Source organism: Corallococcus sp. AB038B, from assembly GCF_003668955.1.
Classification (GTDB): domain Bacteria; phylum Myxococcota; class Myxococcia; order Myxococcales; family Myxococcaceae; genus Corallococcus; species Corallococcus exiguus.
This window is the reverse complement of record NZ_RAWO01000003.1, coordinates 337185-352365: the sequence shown is the minus strand read 5'-3', so window position 1 is coordinate 352365 and position 15181 is coordinate 337185. Positions and strand designations below refer to the sequence as shown.

The 15181-nt window shown below is 69.4% G+C and carries 15 protein-coding genes; 7 read left to right on the top strand and 8 right to left on the bottom strand.

Going from position 1 to position 15181, the window contains the following annotated elements:
• Nucleotides 1-504: 504 nt before the first annotated feature.
• Both D7Y04_RS46940 and D7Y04_RS46935 read right to left on the bottom strand, forming a co-directional pair.
• Nucleotides 505-1020, bottom strand: a complete 516-nt coding sequence (locus tag D7Y04_RS46940) for a hypothetical protein (protein WP_199749699.1) — start codon at nt 1018-1020, stop codon at nt 505-507.
• 47 nt (nt 1021-1067) lie between these two features.
• A complete protein-coding gene (locus D7Y04_RS46935; RefSeq protein WP_121760070.1) occupies nt 1068-1880 on the bottom strand; it encodes a hypothetical protein in 813 nt (270 codons plus the stop codon).
• 238 nt (nt 1881-2118) lie between these two features.
• Between D7Y04_RS46935 and D7Y04_RS17675 the strand changes: the two genes are divergently transcribed.
• Entirely contained in the window at nt 2119-2616 is a 498-nt protein-coding gene (locus tag D7Y04_RS17675; RefSeq protein WP_121760069.1) for an FmdE family protein, read from the top strand.
• Here D7Y04_RS17675 and D7Y04_RS17670 read toward each other — a convergent pair whose 3' ends face one another.
• Nucleotides 2617-2994, bottom strand: coding sequence for a DUF1304 domain-containing protein (locus D7Y04_RS17670; protein ID WP_121760068.1), 378 nt, complete (start codon nt 2992-2994; stop codon nt 2617-2619).
• A 92-nt stretch (nt 2995-3086) separates the two neighbouring features.
• On the opposite strand from D7Y04_RS17670, the gene D7Y04_RS17665 reads away from it, so the two are divergent.
• The 4 genes from D7Y04_RS17665 (at nt 3087) to D7Y04_RS17650 (ending at nt 7085) form a co-directional block, all read left to right on the top strand.
• Nucleotides 3087-3680, top strand: coding sequence for a TetR/AcrR family transcriptional regulator (locus tag D7Y04_RS17665; RefSeq protein ID WP_121760067.1), 594 nt, complete (start codon nt 3087-3089; stop codon nt 3678-3680).
• 88 nt (nt 3681-3768) lie between these two features.
• Nucleotides 3769-5154, top strand: coding sequence for an ATP-dependent RNA helicase DbpA (gene dbpA, locus D7Y04_RS17660; RefSeq protein WP_120581405.1), 1386 nt, complete (start codon nt 3769-3771; stop codon nt 5152-5154).
• Between the two features lie 58 nt (nt 5155-5212).
• Nucleotides 5213-6421 (top strand): tetratricopeptide repeat protein, encoded by a 1209-nt coding sequence (locus tag D7Y04_RS17655; RefSeq protein ID WP_147477129.1) that lies wholly within the window; start codon nt 5213-5215, stop codon nt 6419-6421.
• Nucleotides 6422-6434: 13 nt separating this feature from the next.
• The gene (locus D7Y04_RS17650; protein ID WP_121760253.1) at nt 6435-7085 is read left to right on the top strand and encodes a macro domain-containing protein; all 651 of its coding nucleotides are present in this window, start codon (nt 6435-6437) and stop codon (nt 7083-7085) included.
• Between the two features lie 44 nt (nt 7086-7129).
• Here the strand turns inward: D7Y04_RS17650 and D7Y04_RS17645 are convergent, their stop codons facing one another.
• The 3 genes from D7Y04_RS17645 to D7Y04_RS17635 form a co-directional block, all read right to left on the bottom strand.
• Nucleotides 7130-7813, bottom strand: coding sequence for an abortive infection system antitoxin AbiGi family protein (locus D7Y04_RS17645; RefSeq protein WP_233601473.1), 684 nt, complete (start codon nt 7811-7813; stop codon nt 7130-7132).
• Between the two features lie 128 nt (nt 7814-7941).
• Nucleotides 7942-9195: an APC family permease gene (locus tag D7Y04_RS17640; protein ID WP_121760252.1), complete on the bottom strand. Its 1254-nt coding sequence runs from the start codon at nt 9193-9195 to the stop codon at nt 7942-7944.
• Between the two features lie 84 nt (nt 9196-9279).
• Nucleotides 9280-9813, bottom strand: a complete 534-nt coding sequence (locus D7Y04_RS17635) for a hypothetical protein (RefSeq protein WP_147454902.1) — start codon at nt 9811-9813, stop codon at nt 9280-9282.
• A gap of 87 nt (nt 9814-9900) precedes the next feature.
• On the opposite strand from D7Y04_RS17635, the gene D7Y04_RS17630 reads away from it, so the two are divergent.
• Nucleotides 9901-11025, top strand: coding sequence for a hypothetical protein (locus D7Y04_RS17630; protein ID WP_121760064.1), 1125 nt, complete (start codon nt 9901-9903; stop codon nt 11023-11025).
• Here D7Y04_RS17630 and D7Y04_RS17625 read toward each other — a convergent pair.
• Nucleotides 11009-12058, bottom strand: a complete 1050-nt coding sequence (locus tag D7Y04_RS17625) for a GNAT family N-acetyltransferase (protein ID WP_121760063.1) — start codon at nt 12056-12058, stop codon at nt 11009-11011. The two genes, D7Y04_RS17630 and D7Y04_RS17625, sit on opposite strands and share 17 nt — an antisense overlap.
• A gap of 241 nt (nt 12059-12299) precedes the next feature.
• Nucleotides 12300-13301: an endonuclease/exonuclease/phosphatase family protein gene (locus D7Y04_RS17620; RefSeq protein ID WP_120597903.1), complete on the bottom strand. Its 1002-nt coding sequence runs from the start codon at nt 13299-13301 to the stop codon at nt 12300-12302.
• 300 nt (nt 13302-13601) lie between these two features.
• On the opposite strand from D7Y04_RS17620, the gene D7Y04_RS17615 reads away from it, so the two are divergent.
• Nucleotides 13602-15164: a DUF4153 domain-containing protein gene (locus D7Y04_RS17615; RefSeq protein ID WP_147477128.1), complete on the top strand. Its 1563-nt coding sequence runs from the start codon at nt 13602-13604 to the stop codon at nt 15162-15164.
• Nucleotides 15165-15181 lie beyond the last annotated feature (17 nt).

Below are 15181 nucleotides of genomic sequence, written 5' to 3'. Positions count from 1 at the left end.
GGGACGCCTTCGCCTGGAGCGCGCCCATCACCGCCTGGCTGGCGCCTTTCGCCACCTGCGCAGACTCCTGGACGTGGCGCAGCACGTCGTCTGAGTCCGACACGTCGCCTCCCCCCGGAAGTCGAGATTCTTCCTAGACGCCTTTCATATCGCATGAGGAGCCTGGACAGGAAGAAGGTCATCTCAAATGAATGGCTCGTCGGATTTCGCCTGCAACGGTGATCACGGCGATTGAGGTGGGTAGCCGCAGTAAGCGAACCAAGCCGCTGCTTCCTGTGGCCGCACGGTTGCGAGCGCCTCTCGCATGGCTTCGCGGAGGGCCATGTGCGTGCGGGCGCCAATGGCCCGCATGCGCGTCTTTACCTTCAGCCAGCATGACCACCACGTCGTGAGGCTTGAGGATGGGTAGAAGCCCCTCACGGACGTAGGTTTCGAAGCGGTCACTGTTGGTCGCGCCCTCAAAAGTCAGGACTGGCCCCACTCCTTCGAGAGTCAGATCCCCTATCATGGTGACGAGTTGACGACGGCCCAGGGGCACGTAGCCGTGAGCGCGCTGCCCTCGTCGAGCGCGCCCGTACCGGCGCGCAGGCTCTGCCATGCGGCCACATTCTTGGGAGCCAGTACCACGTTGGTAGCGGGAGCCAGACGCGTGGCCACCGCGGCGACCCCCCTCACCTGGCCACGGACCACCAGCCCCTCGCTGCCGCGACGTCGTCCCGTGGCGCGGCGCTCATGGTAACGACAGCTGCCAAACAGGTGCTCGAGGGCATTGTCCGTACGAGGCAGGCCGGGCACGTCGTAGCAGTGCAAGAGTCCTGGCCAGTAGCGACGCGTCTCCAGGAGGAAATGCGCCAGGGCTGCGCGGTGGGGCGAGCGGGTGCGTCGCACGGTGCGTGCCAGCGCACTGACGAGGCCACGCATGCGCCTCTTGACGTGACAGCCCATCTGGCCGACGGCGTTGGTGAGGATTTCGGCGACTCGCTCGCCCCAGCGCCAGGCTTTCTCCAGCGGTGGCCACATTCGGGCCGTCTGCTTCAGGCCGCGTTGCAATAGCAGCCGAAGCCGTCTCAACTCCGGGGGGCACGCCCCCCTTTTTCCGACCGGCCCAGACTCACTTCAATGGCTCGCAAGCGCCGGCGCAGCTCCAGCCCCGAGGGCTTCAAAGGAGGACGTCTGTCATCCGTGAGCGCGCTGCGCACCGCGGCGCAGTAGCCGCGGACGGCCTGGGCCTGCGCATCCTGGCGCCCCTCGACGGCACGCTCAATCTTCCGCACTCCGCGCACGTGACGCTTCAGCAACTTCTTGGCGTGCCGGTCCGCCTCGTAGAGGGGCCGTGCTGCTTCGCGCAGGTAGTGGAAATGGCAGAGTTGGTGGGGCACGCCGGGCAGCACCGAGGCAACCGTGTTGCGGATGGAGCGCTGGCCGTCGGAGCCGACTCCGGCAATGGGCACCTGCAGCTCCTCTTTCACCTGCCGCAGAAGCGGAGCCAACTCCTCCTTGCCGCTCCCCAGCAGACTTCGGGCCGCCAGCACCTCGCCGGAAAGGCAGTCGCGCACCACCCACAGCACCTCGTGGCCCACTTCCGGCTGCAGTCCGTCCAGGGCCAGCACCACCCGGCCCTGCTGGCGCGCTACGTTCCGGAGTCGCTGGCTGTCTGTCATTCGCAGCGACAGCAACTCGTCGTACCGGTCGAGCTGGTTGGTGACGCTGCGCTCAGAAATGGGGACGCCGCGGGCGCGCAGCGCCACGTGGATTTCCGGGACGCTGCGATGCTCGTGGTAGCGCAACGGCCCAATGAGGGCGACCACGTCCAAACCAAACTCATGGTCCGGCAGCGCCCACCGGCCCTCCTCTTCGGCGCGCACGGGCGTCAGGTACAACGGGCAGCGGCATCGTCAGCCTGTCCACGAAAGCGGATCACGCCCAGTGTCACCTGGATGTTCCCCCCGGGATGTGACGCAAGCCTGCCCGGGTCGTGCCATCGCGTGGCGGTCCCAAAGGAGGTATTGCGTTGGAGGCAACTCTGCCATCCAGCCCTGACACCCCAGACCGGTCAGTCGTCAGCGGCGGATGCTTCCAGGTAGAACACGCCTCGCCTGTCTTTCATCGGAGCCACCCATGACCCCGCGCCGCCACTTCCTGCTCACCGTCACGCTGGGCCTCATCCTGGGCTGCGCGGGCGCGAAGCCCACCGCTGAACCAGACGCGCTGGAACGGGTGGCGCTGGTGCATGGTGGCGCGGGACCGTGGGCGGTCGCGGGCTACCGGATGGGCGATTACGCGCTCCAGCAGCTGCGCCTGCCCCGCGGCAGCTTCAAGCTGGAGGTCATCCATCACAGTCCGGCGAAGGTCCAGTACACCTGCGTCGCGGACGGAGCGGCGGCGGCCACTGGCGCCAGCCTGGGCAAGCTCAACCTGTCGCTGGAGACCACACCTTCGCCGGAGGACGTCGCGACCACGTTCCGCAACCGCGACACCGGCCAGTCCCTCACGCTCCGCCCGTCCGCCAGCTTCGTGCAGCGCTTCCGGGACGTCCCGCGCGAGAAGCTGGGCGAAGCAGGCCGGGCCGTCCTCACCTTGCCAGACGCCGACGTCTTCGAGACCGTTACGCCTTGATCAGAAGACGACGAGCGAGATGGCCAGCGCCGGCAGCCCGCCCTGGACGAGGCTGGCCAGGAGGAACTTCCGGTTGCTGCTCACCAGCACCACCGCCGCCGCCAGCATGCACCCGCAGCCGAACACCACCGCAGCCACGCCCGACGCCACTGCGCCCGAGTGCACCAGCGCCACGCCCACCAGCACGCCCACGGCGAGGAACAGGTTGTAGAAGCCCTGGTTGAGCGCCATCGGCTTCACCACGTCCGCGTCCGCCTGCGACTTCAGCCCGAAGCGCTTCCACACCTTCGGCTGCGAGAAGACGATGCTCTCCATCACGAAGAACAACACGTGGATGAGCGCGGCGATGACCGCGAAGACCTGTGCCAGTGGCGACATGATGACTCCCCCTCCGGGGTTGGGATATTCTGAACCAGTCAGTTCCGAATTCATATTGAAACGGTCAGTTCAGAATTGTCAAGGAGGGTGACGTGGCGCGGACGCGGGCGTTCGACGAGACAGAGGCGGTGCGGGCGGCGTTGGGGGTGTTCTGGTCGCGCGGCTACGAGGCGACGTCGCTGTCCGACCTGGAGGCCGCGACGGGGCTGAACCGCTCCAGCCTGTACCAGACGTTCGACAGCAAGCGCGGGCTGTTCGCGCGGACCATCTCGCTGTACCTCCAGGAGGTCATCGGGCCCCGCCTGGGTGTCTTCGCGAAGGACGCGCCGGGCCTCGCGCAGGTGACGGAGTACTTCGAGTCGCTCGCGGCGACCATGGCCACCGCGCCGCCAGCGCTGACCCGACGGGGCTGCCTGCTGGTGAACACGGCGACGGAGCTGGGCCCGCATGACGCGGAGGCAAAGCAGGCCGTGGAGGACTACCGGGCGCTCCTGAGAGGCCACCTGACGCGGTCCCTGGAGGGCGCGGCCCGGGCGGGTGTCCTGCCGCGCAAGACGGTGGCGCGCCGGGTGGAGCTGCTGCTGGGCGCGGTCATCGGGGTGCTCGTCACGGCGCGCGTGGACCCGGCGGCCGCGTCGAAGCTGGCCCAGGCGACGGCGAGCGAGGTGGCGGGCTGGGCGGGGTAGGGGGGCGCCGGGCTTGTCCGGCGTGGGAAGGCTGGTACAAGGGCGCGATCTCCCGAGGCGCCCCGTGCCTCCGTCCCCCGAGGCTCCGATGGAATTCTCCGCGCTCTCGCTGTCACCCCCGCTGCTCCAGGTGCTGGAGGAGCTGGAGTTCAAGACCGCCACCCCCATCCAGGCACAGAGCATCCCGGTGCTGTTGCAGGGAAAAGACCTGGTGGGTCAGGCGCGCACGGGCAGCGGGAAGACGGCGGCGTTCGCGCTGCCCATCCTGCAGAAGGTGAAGCTCACGCAGGACCGCCGGCTCCAGGCGCTGGTGCTCTGCCCCACGCGCGAGCTGTGCGCGCAGGTGGCGGGAGAGATTCGCAGGCTCGCGCGACGCATGCCGGGCGTGCAGGTGCTGGCGCTCGCGGGAGGGCAGCCCATCCGGCCGCAGGTGGAGGCGCTGGAGAAGGGCGCGCACATCGGCGTGGGGACGCCCGGGCGCATCATTGACCTGCTGGACCGCGAGGTGCTGGACACGCGGCACCTGGCCACGGTGGTGCTGGATGAAGCCGACCGGATGCTGGACATGGGCTTCCGGGAGGACATGGAGCGGGTGCTCGGCGCGACGCCCTCGAAGCGGCAGACGGTGCTCTTCTCCGCGACGTTCCCGGACGACATCGAGAAGCTGAGCCGCGCGTTCCAGAAGGACCCCGTGCGGGTGTCGCTGGCGCAGGAGGAGGCCGCGCCGGACATCCAGCAGGTCGGGTACGCGTGCACGCCGGAGGAGAAGCAGACGTTGCTGTTGCGGCTGTTGCGCCAGCACCAGCCGGCCTCCGCCATCGTGTTCTGCAACTTCAAGGCGGTGGTGGTGGAGTTGACGCGAGCGCTGGTGCAGGCGGGCGTGAGCGCGGACGGATTGCAGGGCGATCTGGAGCAGTTCGACCGGGACCGGGTGATGGCGAAGTTCCGCAATCACAGCACGCGCGTGCTGGTGGCCACGGACGTGGCGGGCCGAGGCATCGACGTGGAGGCGCTGGACGCGGTGGTGAACTACGAATTGCCGCAGCAGCCGGAAGCGTACGTGCATCGCATCGGCCGCACGGGGCGCGCGGGCCGTCGCGGGCTGGCGCTGTCACTGGTGACGCGTTCGGACAGCCGCAAGGTGGAGGACATCGAAGGGACGACGGGCGTGAAGCTGGAGAAGGGCGACGTGGACGCGCTGGTGCCGGAGAACGTACCGGGCGTGTCGCTCATGTCCGGCTGGGAGACGCTGTCTATCTCCGCGGGGCGCAAGGACAAGATGCGGCCCGGAGACATCCTGGGCGCGCTCACTGGCGAGGCGGGCGGGCTGAAGGCGGAGGACGTGGGCAAGATTGAAATCCACGACCATCACGCCTTCGTCGCTGTGTCCAAGCGCGTGGTGAAGGTCGCGTTCCAGCGGCTGAGCGAAGGCCGAATCAAGGGCCGCAAACACCGCATCGAGCGCGTGCGGTGATTGTCTCATGATGGAACCGTGATGAATGATGCTGGGAGGGGCGTGAGAGATTGCTCGCATGCCCCGAAACCTTGTGTGTCTGGCGTTGTTGACCTTGAGCGTGGCGTGCAGGACCGCCGCGCCCGTCGCTCCCGATGCCGTCCAGGTGGCCCGGACACCCGCCGCGACAGAGTGGGAGAAACAGCTGGATGCGATTCGGTTTTCGCCCGCGGGGCCCGCCCAGCAACAGGGCTTCGTCCGGATCCAACAGGAGCTGGAGCCCGCCGTCCAGAAGGACCCTGCGAACGCGCACCTGCATTACCTGCTGGGGCGTGTGTATTACTACCTGATCCGTGACGCGGAGGCGGGGCGGGAGTTCGACCGGGCTCTGTCATTGGCGCCCGATGTCGCGGAGTACCACTACCTCAAGGCGCACTACCTCCGAACCGCCGGCGATGTGCGGGGGGCCATCGCGGAGCTGACGCGTACGACGGAGCTGGCGCCCCTGACAGCGAAGTACCATGCCGTGCTGGGCGAGACCTTGATGTCGGAGGACCCGGACAAGGCCCGGAGTGCGCTCACGCAGGCGCTGGCGGTGGAGCCGGACAGCGCCCTGGCAGCGGGGCATCTCGGCCTGCTGCTCCTGGAGCAGGGCAAGGACGCGGAGGCGCTCCAATGGCTGGCGAGGGCGACGCCGGAGGAACCGCGCGATCCGATGACTCAGTACAACATCGGTCAGGCGTTCCAGAACCAAGGGGATCATCCGCGGGCCTTGGCGCACTTCCAGTCCGCTGCCATGGCCATGCCCGAGGACTGGCGCACGCTCGCGAAGCTGGTGCAAGAGCATGCCGCTTTGAAGCAGTTTCCAGAGCGCGACGCCGCGCGCGCGAGGCTGCTGAAGCTCAACGACGAGGGCAAGGTGGACAGCCCCTTCTTCGTCCGGGAGCAGTTCCAGGAGGGCACCGAGAAGGTGATGGTGGCCGAGTACTTCAAGCTCGAAGGTGACTGGGCCGTCCGATACGTCTTCCATATGGAGCCGGCGCGGCCGGATGGCACGTCCCACGAATGGCGACTGAGCCTGGGCTCGTATGAGTTCACCAATTCCGCGAGGCCGCCCGGCTCCAAGGAGCGGCTGTTCCACTTCGATGCCTACGAAAGCGACAACTCACACCTGACCTTCGCCTTCTTCGACGGCGAGCCCTCCTACGAGGATACGCGCGCGCTGGCGGTGGCCGTCCTGCGAGGCAAGGTGAAGCCCGTGTCGGGCACCCGCTTCACTCGGGAGTAGAATGCGTCCCACCATGACGCCTGCGCTTCAGCTTCATCTGCGAGACCTGGGACGTGCACTGGTGGAGGCCTGGCGTCGCGAGTTCGACGGCGTTCCGGGTGTCATCGTCTCACAGGGAGACATCTTCTCGGAGCGCGCGGGCACGGTGTCCGCTTCGGATCCCATCGATGTGCGCGCGGACGCAGTGGTCAGTCCGGCGAACAGCTTCGGTTTCATGGATGGAGGCATCGACGCCGTCTATACCTACCAGCTGGGCCCCCAGGTCCAGGAGCGGCTGCGGGAGCTGTTGGCGAAGGAGCACGGCGGCGAGCTACCCGTGGGGCAGGCGGTGCTGGTGCCCACGGGACGCGAAGAGATTCCGTGGTGCATCAGCGCGCCAACGATGCGCGTGCCCGCGGACGTCAGCGACACGGTGAATGCCTACCTCGCGTTCCGTGCCGCGTTACGCGCCGTGCTCGCCCACAACGCTACGGCGAAGACCCCCATCCGGTCGATGCTCTGCCCGGGCCTGGGCACTGCCGTGGGACGGATGCCGCCGGAGCGCTGCGCACGACAGATGAAGGAGGCCTGGGTGCGCACGGTCATGGGCAAGCCCGCCATTCCCCATTCGTTGCGCCAGGCCGCCGAGGACGACTTCCGGCTCCGCGTTGCGCAGGAACGATGAGGAACTACTAATTTCTCGCGGAATTAGTAGCTCATTAGGAGTTGTCACCCCGGCGCGCTCTTGCGCTCCATCGCGACCGGCGCCTGCGTGTGCTTCGCCAGTGCCTCCATGATCTGCTCCGCCTTCCACCCGGGGTCCAACACCGGGCAGAAGTAGCCCGGACCCGCGCGCTCGCGCACGGCCCAGGCGAAGAAGTCCCTCGCCACGGTGTGAACCTCTTCCGGGAGGAAGAGCGCCGCGACGTCGTACTCCGTGAAGCGCATGAGGCCTGGGACGCGCCACTCCCGCTCCCAGTCGAAGCGGTAGCTGTAGGGCGCGTTGTGCGCGTCACCTTGGATGTCCACGAAGGGCGTCACCGCCCACACGGGCTCCTTCTGGGGCTCCTTCGCCGACAGGGCCTGGTCCAACTGGTGCTTTATCGCCAGGTGCGCCGGGGAGCCGTACTGCACGTACCAGACAGGGCCTCCTCCCTGCGACAGGATGAAGCTCTTCCGGAAGGCGATGCCGTACAGACTCCGGCGCTGCACCAGCCTCGCGAGTTGATCCAACGGAATCTCGCTGAAGCACACCGAGCGGTGCCGGTCCGCCACCACCGCTTCCCGCCGCGCGATGCCAAACCCCTCCGCGCCCGGGATGAGCGTGCGCGCTCCCAGGATGCTCATCATGTTCTGGTAGGCGTCGTGGTACGGGGGCCCCGGCTTCGTGAAGTGCACCACGAAGTCAGACATGTCCCGCCACTGCGCATTCGCCTGATACCCGAGCATCGCCTCGCGAGTCTTCCGGCCCGGTCCCTCCTTCGCAACACAACGTGCCGGGTTGTCCCAAGGCCTGCCCGCTCTCCTGACGTGCGAAGGCGTCAGGGCATGCGGACGGTCGCTGGCTCCCTCGGCCGCGACAGGCGCATCAAGGCCAGCCCCGCGAGCACCGCTACTGACGCCACCGCCGCCTCCCGCGCGCTCGCGCCGAAGGCCACCAGCGTCAGCCCCAACACCAGCGTGGGTATCGCCAGCAGCGCGTGCACGGGCCGCAGGTTCCGCTCCCGCCGCAGCGACAGCACCGCGAGCGCCGCCGCCGTGACACCGAATTGCATCAGCACCGCGATGGCGGAGAGCGCGAAGAGCTCCGACAGGTCCCCCAGGTTCACGAACCCCAGCACCAGCGCCCACGTCGCCGCCAACGCGCGCATAGGCACGCCCGACGCGGACATGCGCTCCAGCCCGAACAGCGAACGCTCACCGGAGGCCAGCGCGGACAGGTAACGCGGCGTCGTCACCATCATCCCCACGCAGATGCCCAGCGCGGACACGCTCGTGCCCGCGCCCACCAGCCGCTCCAGCCCTGCGCCGCCCCACACCCCCGCCGCCTGTGCCAGCGGGGCCCCCGCCCGCGCCAGGTCCGGCAGCGCCGCGACGCACGCCCACACGAGCCCCACGTACAGCAGCATCGCCAGCAGCAGCGAGCCCACCGTCGCCATGGGCACCGTGCGCTCGGATGCGCGCACCTGCCCGGCGATGACCGGGACGATTTCAAAGCCCTGGTAGGCGAACATCACCGTCAGGCCCGCCTTCAGCCAGGACGCTCCCGTGGCGGGCAGCGGTGGCGGCACATCCCTGTCCGGCAGGAAGAAGAACGCACCCAGCAGCACCGCCAGCGGCACGAGCTTCAGCACCGTGAGCGCCGTCCAGGTCCTCGCCGATACTCGGATGCCCGACGCCACCAGCGCCGCCAATCCCGTCACCAGCGCGGAGGCCAGCAGCCGCTCGCCCATGGGCCCGCCCAGGCCCAATGACGGCGCCACCGCCCGCGCGAGGCCCGCCATCACCGCGGACGTGCTCAGGAAGGCGCTGACGTAGGCCACCCATCCGACGAGGAACGACACGCGTTCGCCGAACGCCGCCCTCGCGAACACCACGGGCCCGCCATCCGAGTCGAACCGCCGGCCGAGCACCGCGAACGCGAACGCCACGGGCACCAGCGCCAGCCCCGTCAGCGCGAAGGCCCACACCGCGCCCAGGCCGGGCGCCTGCGCCGCGACCTCCGCGGGTGCGAAGAAGATGCCGACGCCCACGATGCCGTTGACGCCCAGGGCCAGCAGTTGGAACGGCCCGATGGTGCGCTCGGGCGCGACGCCGGAGGGAAGGGTGGACACGGCGTGGACTTCACTACACCCGGGCCCCGCGCACCATCGCCGTGCTCACGGATGCGCGAGCAGCACGCTCAGCGCCGCCATGCGCCCGGTCGCGGACTCCCGCTCCAGGGACTTCGGGATGGAGACGAACACGTCGTTCTCACGCAGGTTGCCGCAGGCTCGCGTGCCCCTGTAGTGCTTGCGGTCCCGTTCGATGATGAGGTTGTAGCCGCACGGCCCCACCGACCCCATCAGCGCGTCCGGGCTGAGCGTCAGCGACGAGGGCTCGCCCGCGAAGGTGCCCATCATCTCCACCACGTCCGGACGCTCGGCCACGGTGAGGTCCACGGGTTTCTCCCCCACCGTGCCCTCAATGCGCCGCTCCGACAGCTTCAGGTCCACGGGGCGCTGGAAGGCCTGGCCCTTCAGCGCGTTGTCCGACAGCTGGAGCTTCAGGTCCGGACCCTGGAGGCCCTGCGCGTCGACGTTCGCACGCACGGTCGTCCGGGGCGTCCGCAGCTCCACGGTGTCGTTCTTCTTCGCCATGGCGGATCCGCCCGCGAGCAGGGCGGCAACGGTGAGGATGCGAGCGAGTCTCATGCTCCAAAGCTGGGGCGTCGGGCCGCGCGTCACCAGGGCCATGCCCCGGCTGCTCGGCGGGCCGCACGTTCGTGATATCCGTGCCGCGTGTCCCGCACGCGCCTGCTGGCCCTCCTCGTCGCACTCGTCGCCATCGTGGTCGCCGTCTGGCAGCGCTCCCGAGCAGTCGAACGGCTGGGCCAGGACTTCGACGAGGCGGTCTACCTGCCCATCGCCTTCACCTATGCCGGGATGCTGGATGAGGGCCGCTGGGGCGACATCGGCTCGCTCCGGGAGAACTTCGAACACCCGCCGCTGGTGAAGCTGCTCTTCGCCGAAGCCGTGCGCGTGTCGGGCGCGCCGGAGCCGGACTGGCGGGACGTCCCCATGGGCCGGCCCATCCCGGACGCCGCGCGCCCGGCGTTCAACGTGACGCGAGGCCTGTCCGCGGTGGCCGGGGTGCTCCAGGTGGGGCTCGTCGCCCTCGTGGATCCGTTGGGCGCGCTCCTGCTCGCGTGGGACCCGTACCACACGAAGTACACGTCCCAGGCGTACCTGGAGGCGGTGCCGGGGCTGCTCGCGGTGCTCGCGCTGCTCGCGTTCGAACGCGCCCGGCGAATGGGCTTCGCGCCGGGATGGATGGCGGTGTCCGGTGCGCTGCTGGGGCTCGCCGCGGCGGGGAAGTATCCGTATGGCCTGGTGGGCGGGCTCACGTTCCTGCCGTTCCTGATATCGGGCGCGCGCACGCGGTGGCGCCCGTGGGCCGCCATCATCGTGTCCACGGCGGCGGTGTTCATCCTGGCGAACCCTGCCCTGTGGACGTCTCCGTTCGCATCGCTGTGGGAGTCCATCACCTTCCACTGGAACTACTCCCACAACGAGCACGTGCGCCGCGCTGGGCTGCCCTGGTACCAGCCGCTCGTGTTCCTCATGGACACGTGGCTGTCGGGCTCCGACCCGGGCATCTACCTCACGCACTTCAACGCGCGGGCGCTGTTGCCGCTGGCGGTGCTGGGCCTGCCCCGGACGTGGCGCGAGCGGCCCGTGTGGGCATGGGCCGCCGTCGTGGGCCTGGTGTTCCTGCTGCTGTGGAACACCAAGTGGCCGCAGTACCTGCTGCTCGTCATTCCCGCGCTGTGCGTCTGCGCGGGCCGGGGCGTGCGGACCGTGGCCAGCCTTGCCGTGTGGCTGTTCCGCAAGGTGCAGGGCTCGCGCGTCAGCGCAGGTGCGTGAAGACGCACGGGTCCTCGGGCAGGTCCAGGTCGCAGGTGGGCATCAGACACGTCACCTTCGCGCGGCGAGGCATCGGCACCCAGCCCGAGCGCAACAACAGACACGCGGAAGTGCCGGGCCCGCGCAACATGCCCGCGAACGCCACGCCCCGTTGCTCCATGTCCTGCATGGCCAACTGGAGCAGCCGCTGCCGGTCCTCGGTGGACACGGAGGCGTGGAAGGCCATCAGGTCCACCACCTCCGCGGTGAGCTCTCCCACGCCCGTCATCAACAGGCTGTGGGAGCTCACCAGCCCGCGCACCTCGCCGTCCTGCTCCAGCACGAAGGTGCGGGGCACGTCGCGGTACTGGAGCTGGGCCGCCAGTTGCTCGGTCGTGTACGTGTAGCCCAGTGTCACCGGGCGCAGCATGTCGTGGACCAGCGCTGTGCAGCGGTTCAGGTCCGCCGGCTGGTAGGGGCGGATGCCCTGACGGTCCGCCTCCCTGAAGCGGTGCCGCAGGAAGGGCTGCGCCAGGGTGAACAGCCTCCGCTCGTTGTCCGTGAAGGACCAGCGGGCGAGCGCTCGCGCGTCAAAGGCATACATCCACATCCCCAGGCCCCCGAAGAGGCGCGTGTTCCACGTGCGCCGCCAGAAGCCCGGCGGGCGGGGCTCCGTGGTCGTGAAGCCCAGGGTGAGCCGCGCTGCCCGGTCCTCGTGTCGCCGGAGCAGTTCGTGCGCGAGCTTCGCGCCAATGCCCTGTCCTCGATGGGAGTTGGTGACGGTGGCTCGCAGTCCATAGCTGCCGTCCACTTCCATGCGTCCCAGGCGCAGCCTCGCGGGCTCCGCGAAGAGGGTGCCCACCAGCGTCTTTCCCTCGTACGCCGCCAGCAGGTAGTCGCGTGGCGCCTGGCCGCCGCGGAACAGCCGCCAGTCGCAGAAGCGCGAGTCCCAGACGGGGAGCGGGGCTGTCTTGCCGTAGGTGGATTGCCAGACGCGGTTGAGGAACCAGGACGCCTCGGAGGCGTCACCTTCGAAGGTGCGCACCTCAATCATGACCTGCCCTCCAGGACGGGATGCCAGAGCGCCCGAGGGTGGCGTGTCGCACGCATGCGCCATGAGCTTGCTTTCATGGCATGGAAGGTAGGGAGGGGGGCCGGGCGGGAAATCGGCCGCCGAGCCCGGCTCCTCCCTGGCTGTCATTGCCCCGTCAATGCGAGGCCTTCCGCGTGCGGTGGTCCACAGGCACCGCGCTGACAGGGCGGGGGAGTGTGCGGGGCTCGCCGTCCCGCGCGCGTCAGGGAGGGGTGAGCGCGAAGTCCGCGTACACCGCGCCGTGGTCGGAGCCGCCGTAGCCGCCGGTGGGCCCGCGGGCCACTCGGAAGGAGCCCGGTACATAGACGCCGCCCCCGTTGGGCGCGAGGTAGAGGTGGTCGATGGCCTGGCCCCTGCCGGAATAGAAATAAGTCCAGGTCTCGTTGTCCGGCCGGTCCTTCGCGACGCGCAGCAGGGCCTGGTCCAGGGCGTTGATGGGCTCCGAGCCGGGGATGTCGTTGAGGTCTCCGCCGAGCACGATCATCGCGTCAGGGAACTCCTTCGCCGATGCGAGGAGGATCTCCCGCGCGGCATTGGCCTCCGCCATGCGGCGGCCTGGATCGTCGTCCACCTTGGAGCGGAAGTGCGCCGCGAAGACGATGACCCGCGTGCCGTCCACGTCCACGTGGACCTCGAGCAGGTCGCGCGAGAAGCGGGTGGCGGAGCCATCTGGCCTGTAGATGTATTGGTTCCGGTGGCTGCGCACTTCCGTGATGGCGTGGCGCGAGAGGACCGCCACGTCCACGGAGGCCTTGGTGTAGGTCTCCCCGAGGTGCGAGTGGGGGAACTGCGGGACCTTCGTCAGCAGCCCATCCAGCGAGTTCTGCGTTTCGACCTCTTCCAGCATCACGATGTCCGCGTTGAGCGCGGTGATGGCCGGGCCGAGCTGGCCCACCTGCGCCTCGAACTGCTCCGGCGTGGGCAGTTCCTCGTAGTTGGTGCCGCCGCAGGAGCCCGTGTCGCAGACGGTGTCGAAGAGGCGATGCACGTTGAACGCCGCGATGCGCACGCGGGTGCCGGACGGATCCACCGGCGTTCCGCTGTCGGGCTGCGGGCAGTTGCCCTGGACGCAGGCTCCCGCGTCTGGAACCGGCAGGTTTTGGGAAGAGGAGCCGTCACAGCCCGCGAAGGCGAGCACCAGGCCCCACAGGGCCAGGGTCGAGCGGGGACGGAAGCGGAAGGGGCGCCGCGGCGGGGGTGACATCGGGGCGGCAACCTAACATCGGGCCTTCCCGGACGCCGCGCGGACCGGCCCGGAGTGTCCGTCGACGCGGCGCGGCTCGCGGCTTCGTCCAGGGCGCGGACTCCCGGTCCCTGTGATGCGGACCCCGGGTGGGAATGGGCCGTCGCTCCAGGCCCGGGCCGTGCCGACCGGCCACGGGAGGGCCAGCGCCGTTCAGAGTGGCTCCGCGACCGCTCGCCCCCGAGGTCCCCAGCCGTGCCGCCGGGCGTGAGCATCCTGGCGTTGTTCCGGGTGCCGACGCGCCCGCGAGGTGCCGACGCCATGAACCCGTCCGTTCCCCTGTCTCCGCTTCCTCCTTCTCCCGCTCCCTCCGTCGCGGCCCCGGCCCGGCCGCTGCTGCCCTGGGTGCGCGCCCCCCGCCGGACGCTGGCGGCGTCGCTGACCGTGGGTCTGCTCGCGGAGGTCCTGCTCGAAAGGGCGCGCTGGGGCCTGGGCTTCCCGTTGCTGGTGGCGGTCCTGGTGGGCGCGCTCGCGTGGCTGGGCGGACGTGAAGGCTGGCAGCGCGCTCGGCCCAATGCGTGGCTGCTGGCGCCGCTGGGGCTGGTCAGCGTCTTCGTTGCGGTGCGGGACAGCTCCTGGCTCCTGCCGCTCAACGTGATGACCGCGGCCGTGCTCCTGATGATGCTGTCGCACTTCTGGGCCGCGGGCCGCGTGGAGCGGCTGGGGCTCACCGACTACATCGTCGTCTTCTTCGGCTCCGCCGCGCAGAGCCTGCTCTACCCGCCGGTGCTTGTCCGGGACAGCGTGGACATGCGGGGGCTCAAGACCCACTCGCGCCTCCTGGGGGCGCTGACGCGAGGCCTGCTGCTGGCGCTGCCGGTGCTGTTCGTGTTCGGGCTGCTGCTGGAGTCCGCGGACGGAATCTTCTCCTCCACCATGCAGCGGCTCCTGTCGTTCGACATGGACCTGGGCACGCTGATGTCGCGCGGCCTCGGCGTGGCGTTCGGCGCGAGCGTCGCGGCGGGCGTGCTGGGGCATGCGCTGCGCCGCCGCGCCACGAAGGAGCTGGGGGACGCGGAGGTGTCGTCCGCCACGCCGCGACTGGGGCTCATCGAGGCGCTCACGCTCATCTTCGCCGTGAACGCGCTGTTCTTCGTCTTCGCGGCCTTCCAGGTGGCGTACCTGTTCGTCGGCGACGCGTCGTCCCCCGCTTCCGGCTACACCTTCGCTGAGTACGCGCGGCGCGGCTTCTTCGAACTGGTGGTCGTGGCCTCGCTGACGCTGGCGCTGGTGATGGCCCTGACGCGCTGGACGCGGCGCGAGACGCGCGTGGCGCAGACCGTCTTCCGCGCGAGCACGTCGTTGATGGTGGTGCTGACGCTGATCATCCTCTCCTCTGCGATGCGGCGTCTGTCGCTGTACGAGGACGCGTTCGGCTACACGCTGCTGCGCGTGCACACGCACGTCTTCATGGTGGCGCTGGGCGCGGCGCTGGCCTGGCGCGCGGTGACGCTGTGGTGGAAGCCGGAGCGCTTCGCGGTGGGCGCGTTCGCCACGGCCCTGGGCTCGGTCCTCGTGCTCAACTTCCTCAACCCGGAGGCCTTCATCGTCCGCCACAACCTGGAGCGGTACGCACGCACCGGCTCGTTGGACACCGAGATGTTCCACGACCTGTCCGCGGACGCCGTGCCGGGGCTGGTCCAGGTCGAAGCCACCATCGGGGTGGAGTACCAGGGGCGGCTGGCGACCGTCCTGAAGGAGCAGCAGGAGCGGCTGGAGCAGGGGGACTCGGTCCCGGAGTGGAACGTCTCCCGCTTCCTCGCTCGCCGGGCGCTGCTGCGGACAGGGGCGTGGAGTGCGCCCGGCCCTGTCGGGTCAAATTGACAAAAAATGCGTCCGTT

Excerpts from the sequence above, each read along its gene's own strand:
- D7Y04_RS46940 (WP_199749699.1), bottom strand. The coding sequence starts at position 1,020 with ATGTGGCCACCGCTGGAGAAAGCCTGGCGCTGGGGCGAGCGAGTCGCC.
- D7Y04_RS17675 (WP_121760069.1), top strand. The coding sequence starts at position 2,119 with ATGACCCCGCGCCGCCACTTCCTGCTCACCGTCACGCTGGGCCTCATC.
- D7Y04_RS17670 (WP_121760068.1), bottom strand. The coding sequence starts at position 2,994 with ATGTCGCCACTGGCACAGGTCTTCGCGGTCATCGCCGCGCTCATCCAC.
- dbpA (WP_120581405.1), top strand. The coding sequence starts at position 3,769 with ATGGAATTCTCCGCGCTCTCGCTGTCACCCCCGCTGCTCCAGGTGCTG.
- D7Y04_RS17655 (WP_147477129.1), top strand. The coding sequence starts at position 5,213 with ATGCCCCGAAACCTTGTGTGTCTGGCGTTGTTGACCTTGAGCGTGGCG.
- D7Y04_RS17650 (WP_121760253.1), top strand. The coding sequence starts at position 6,435 with ATGACGCCTGCGCTTCAGCTTCATCTGCGAGACCTGGGACGTGCACTG.
- D7Y04_RS17645 (WP_233601473.1), bottom strand. The coding sequence starts at position 7,813 with ATGTCTGACTTCGTGGTGCACTTCACGAAGCCGGGGCCCCCGTACCAC.
- D7Y04_RS17635 (WP_147454902.1), bottom strand. The coding sequence starts at position 9,813 with ATGAGACTCGCTCGCATCCTCACCGTTGCCGCCCTGCTCGCGGGCGGA.
- D7Y04_RS17625 (WP_121760063.1), bottom strand. The coding sequence starts at position 12,058 with ATGATTGAGGTGCGCACCTTCGAAGGTGACGCCTCCGAGGCGTCCTGG.
- D7Y04_RS17620 (WP_120597903.1), bottom strand. The coding sequence starts at position 13,301 with ATGTCACCCCCGCCGCGGCGCCCCTTCCGCTTCCGTCCCCGCTCGACC.
- D7Y04_RS17615 (WP_147477128.1), top strand. The coding sequence starts at position 13,602 with ATGAACCCGTCCGTTCCCCTGTCTCCGCTTCCTCCTTCTCCCGCTCCC.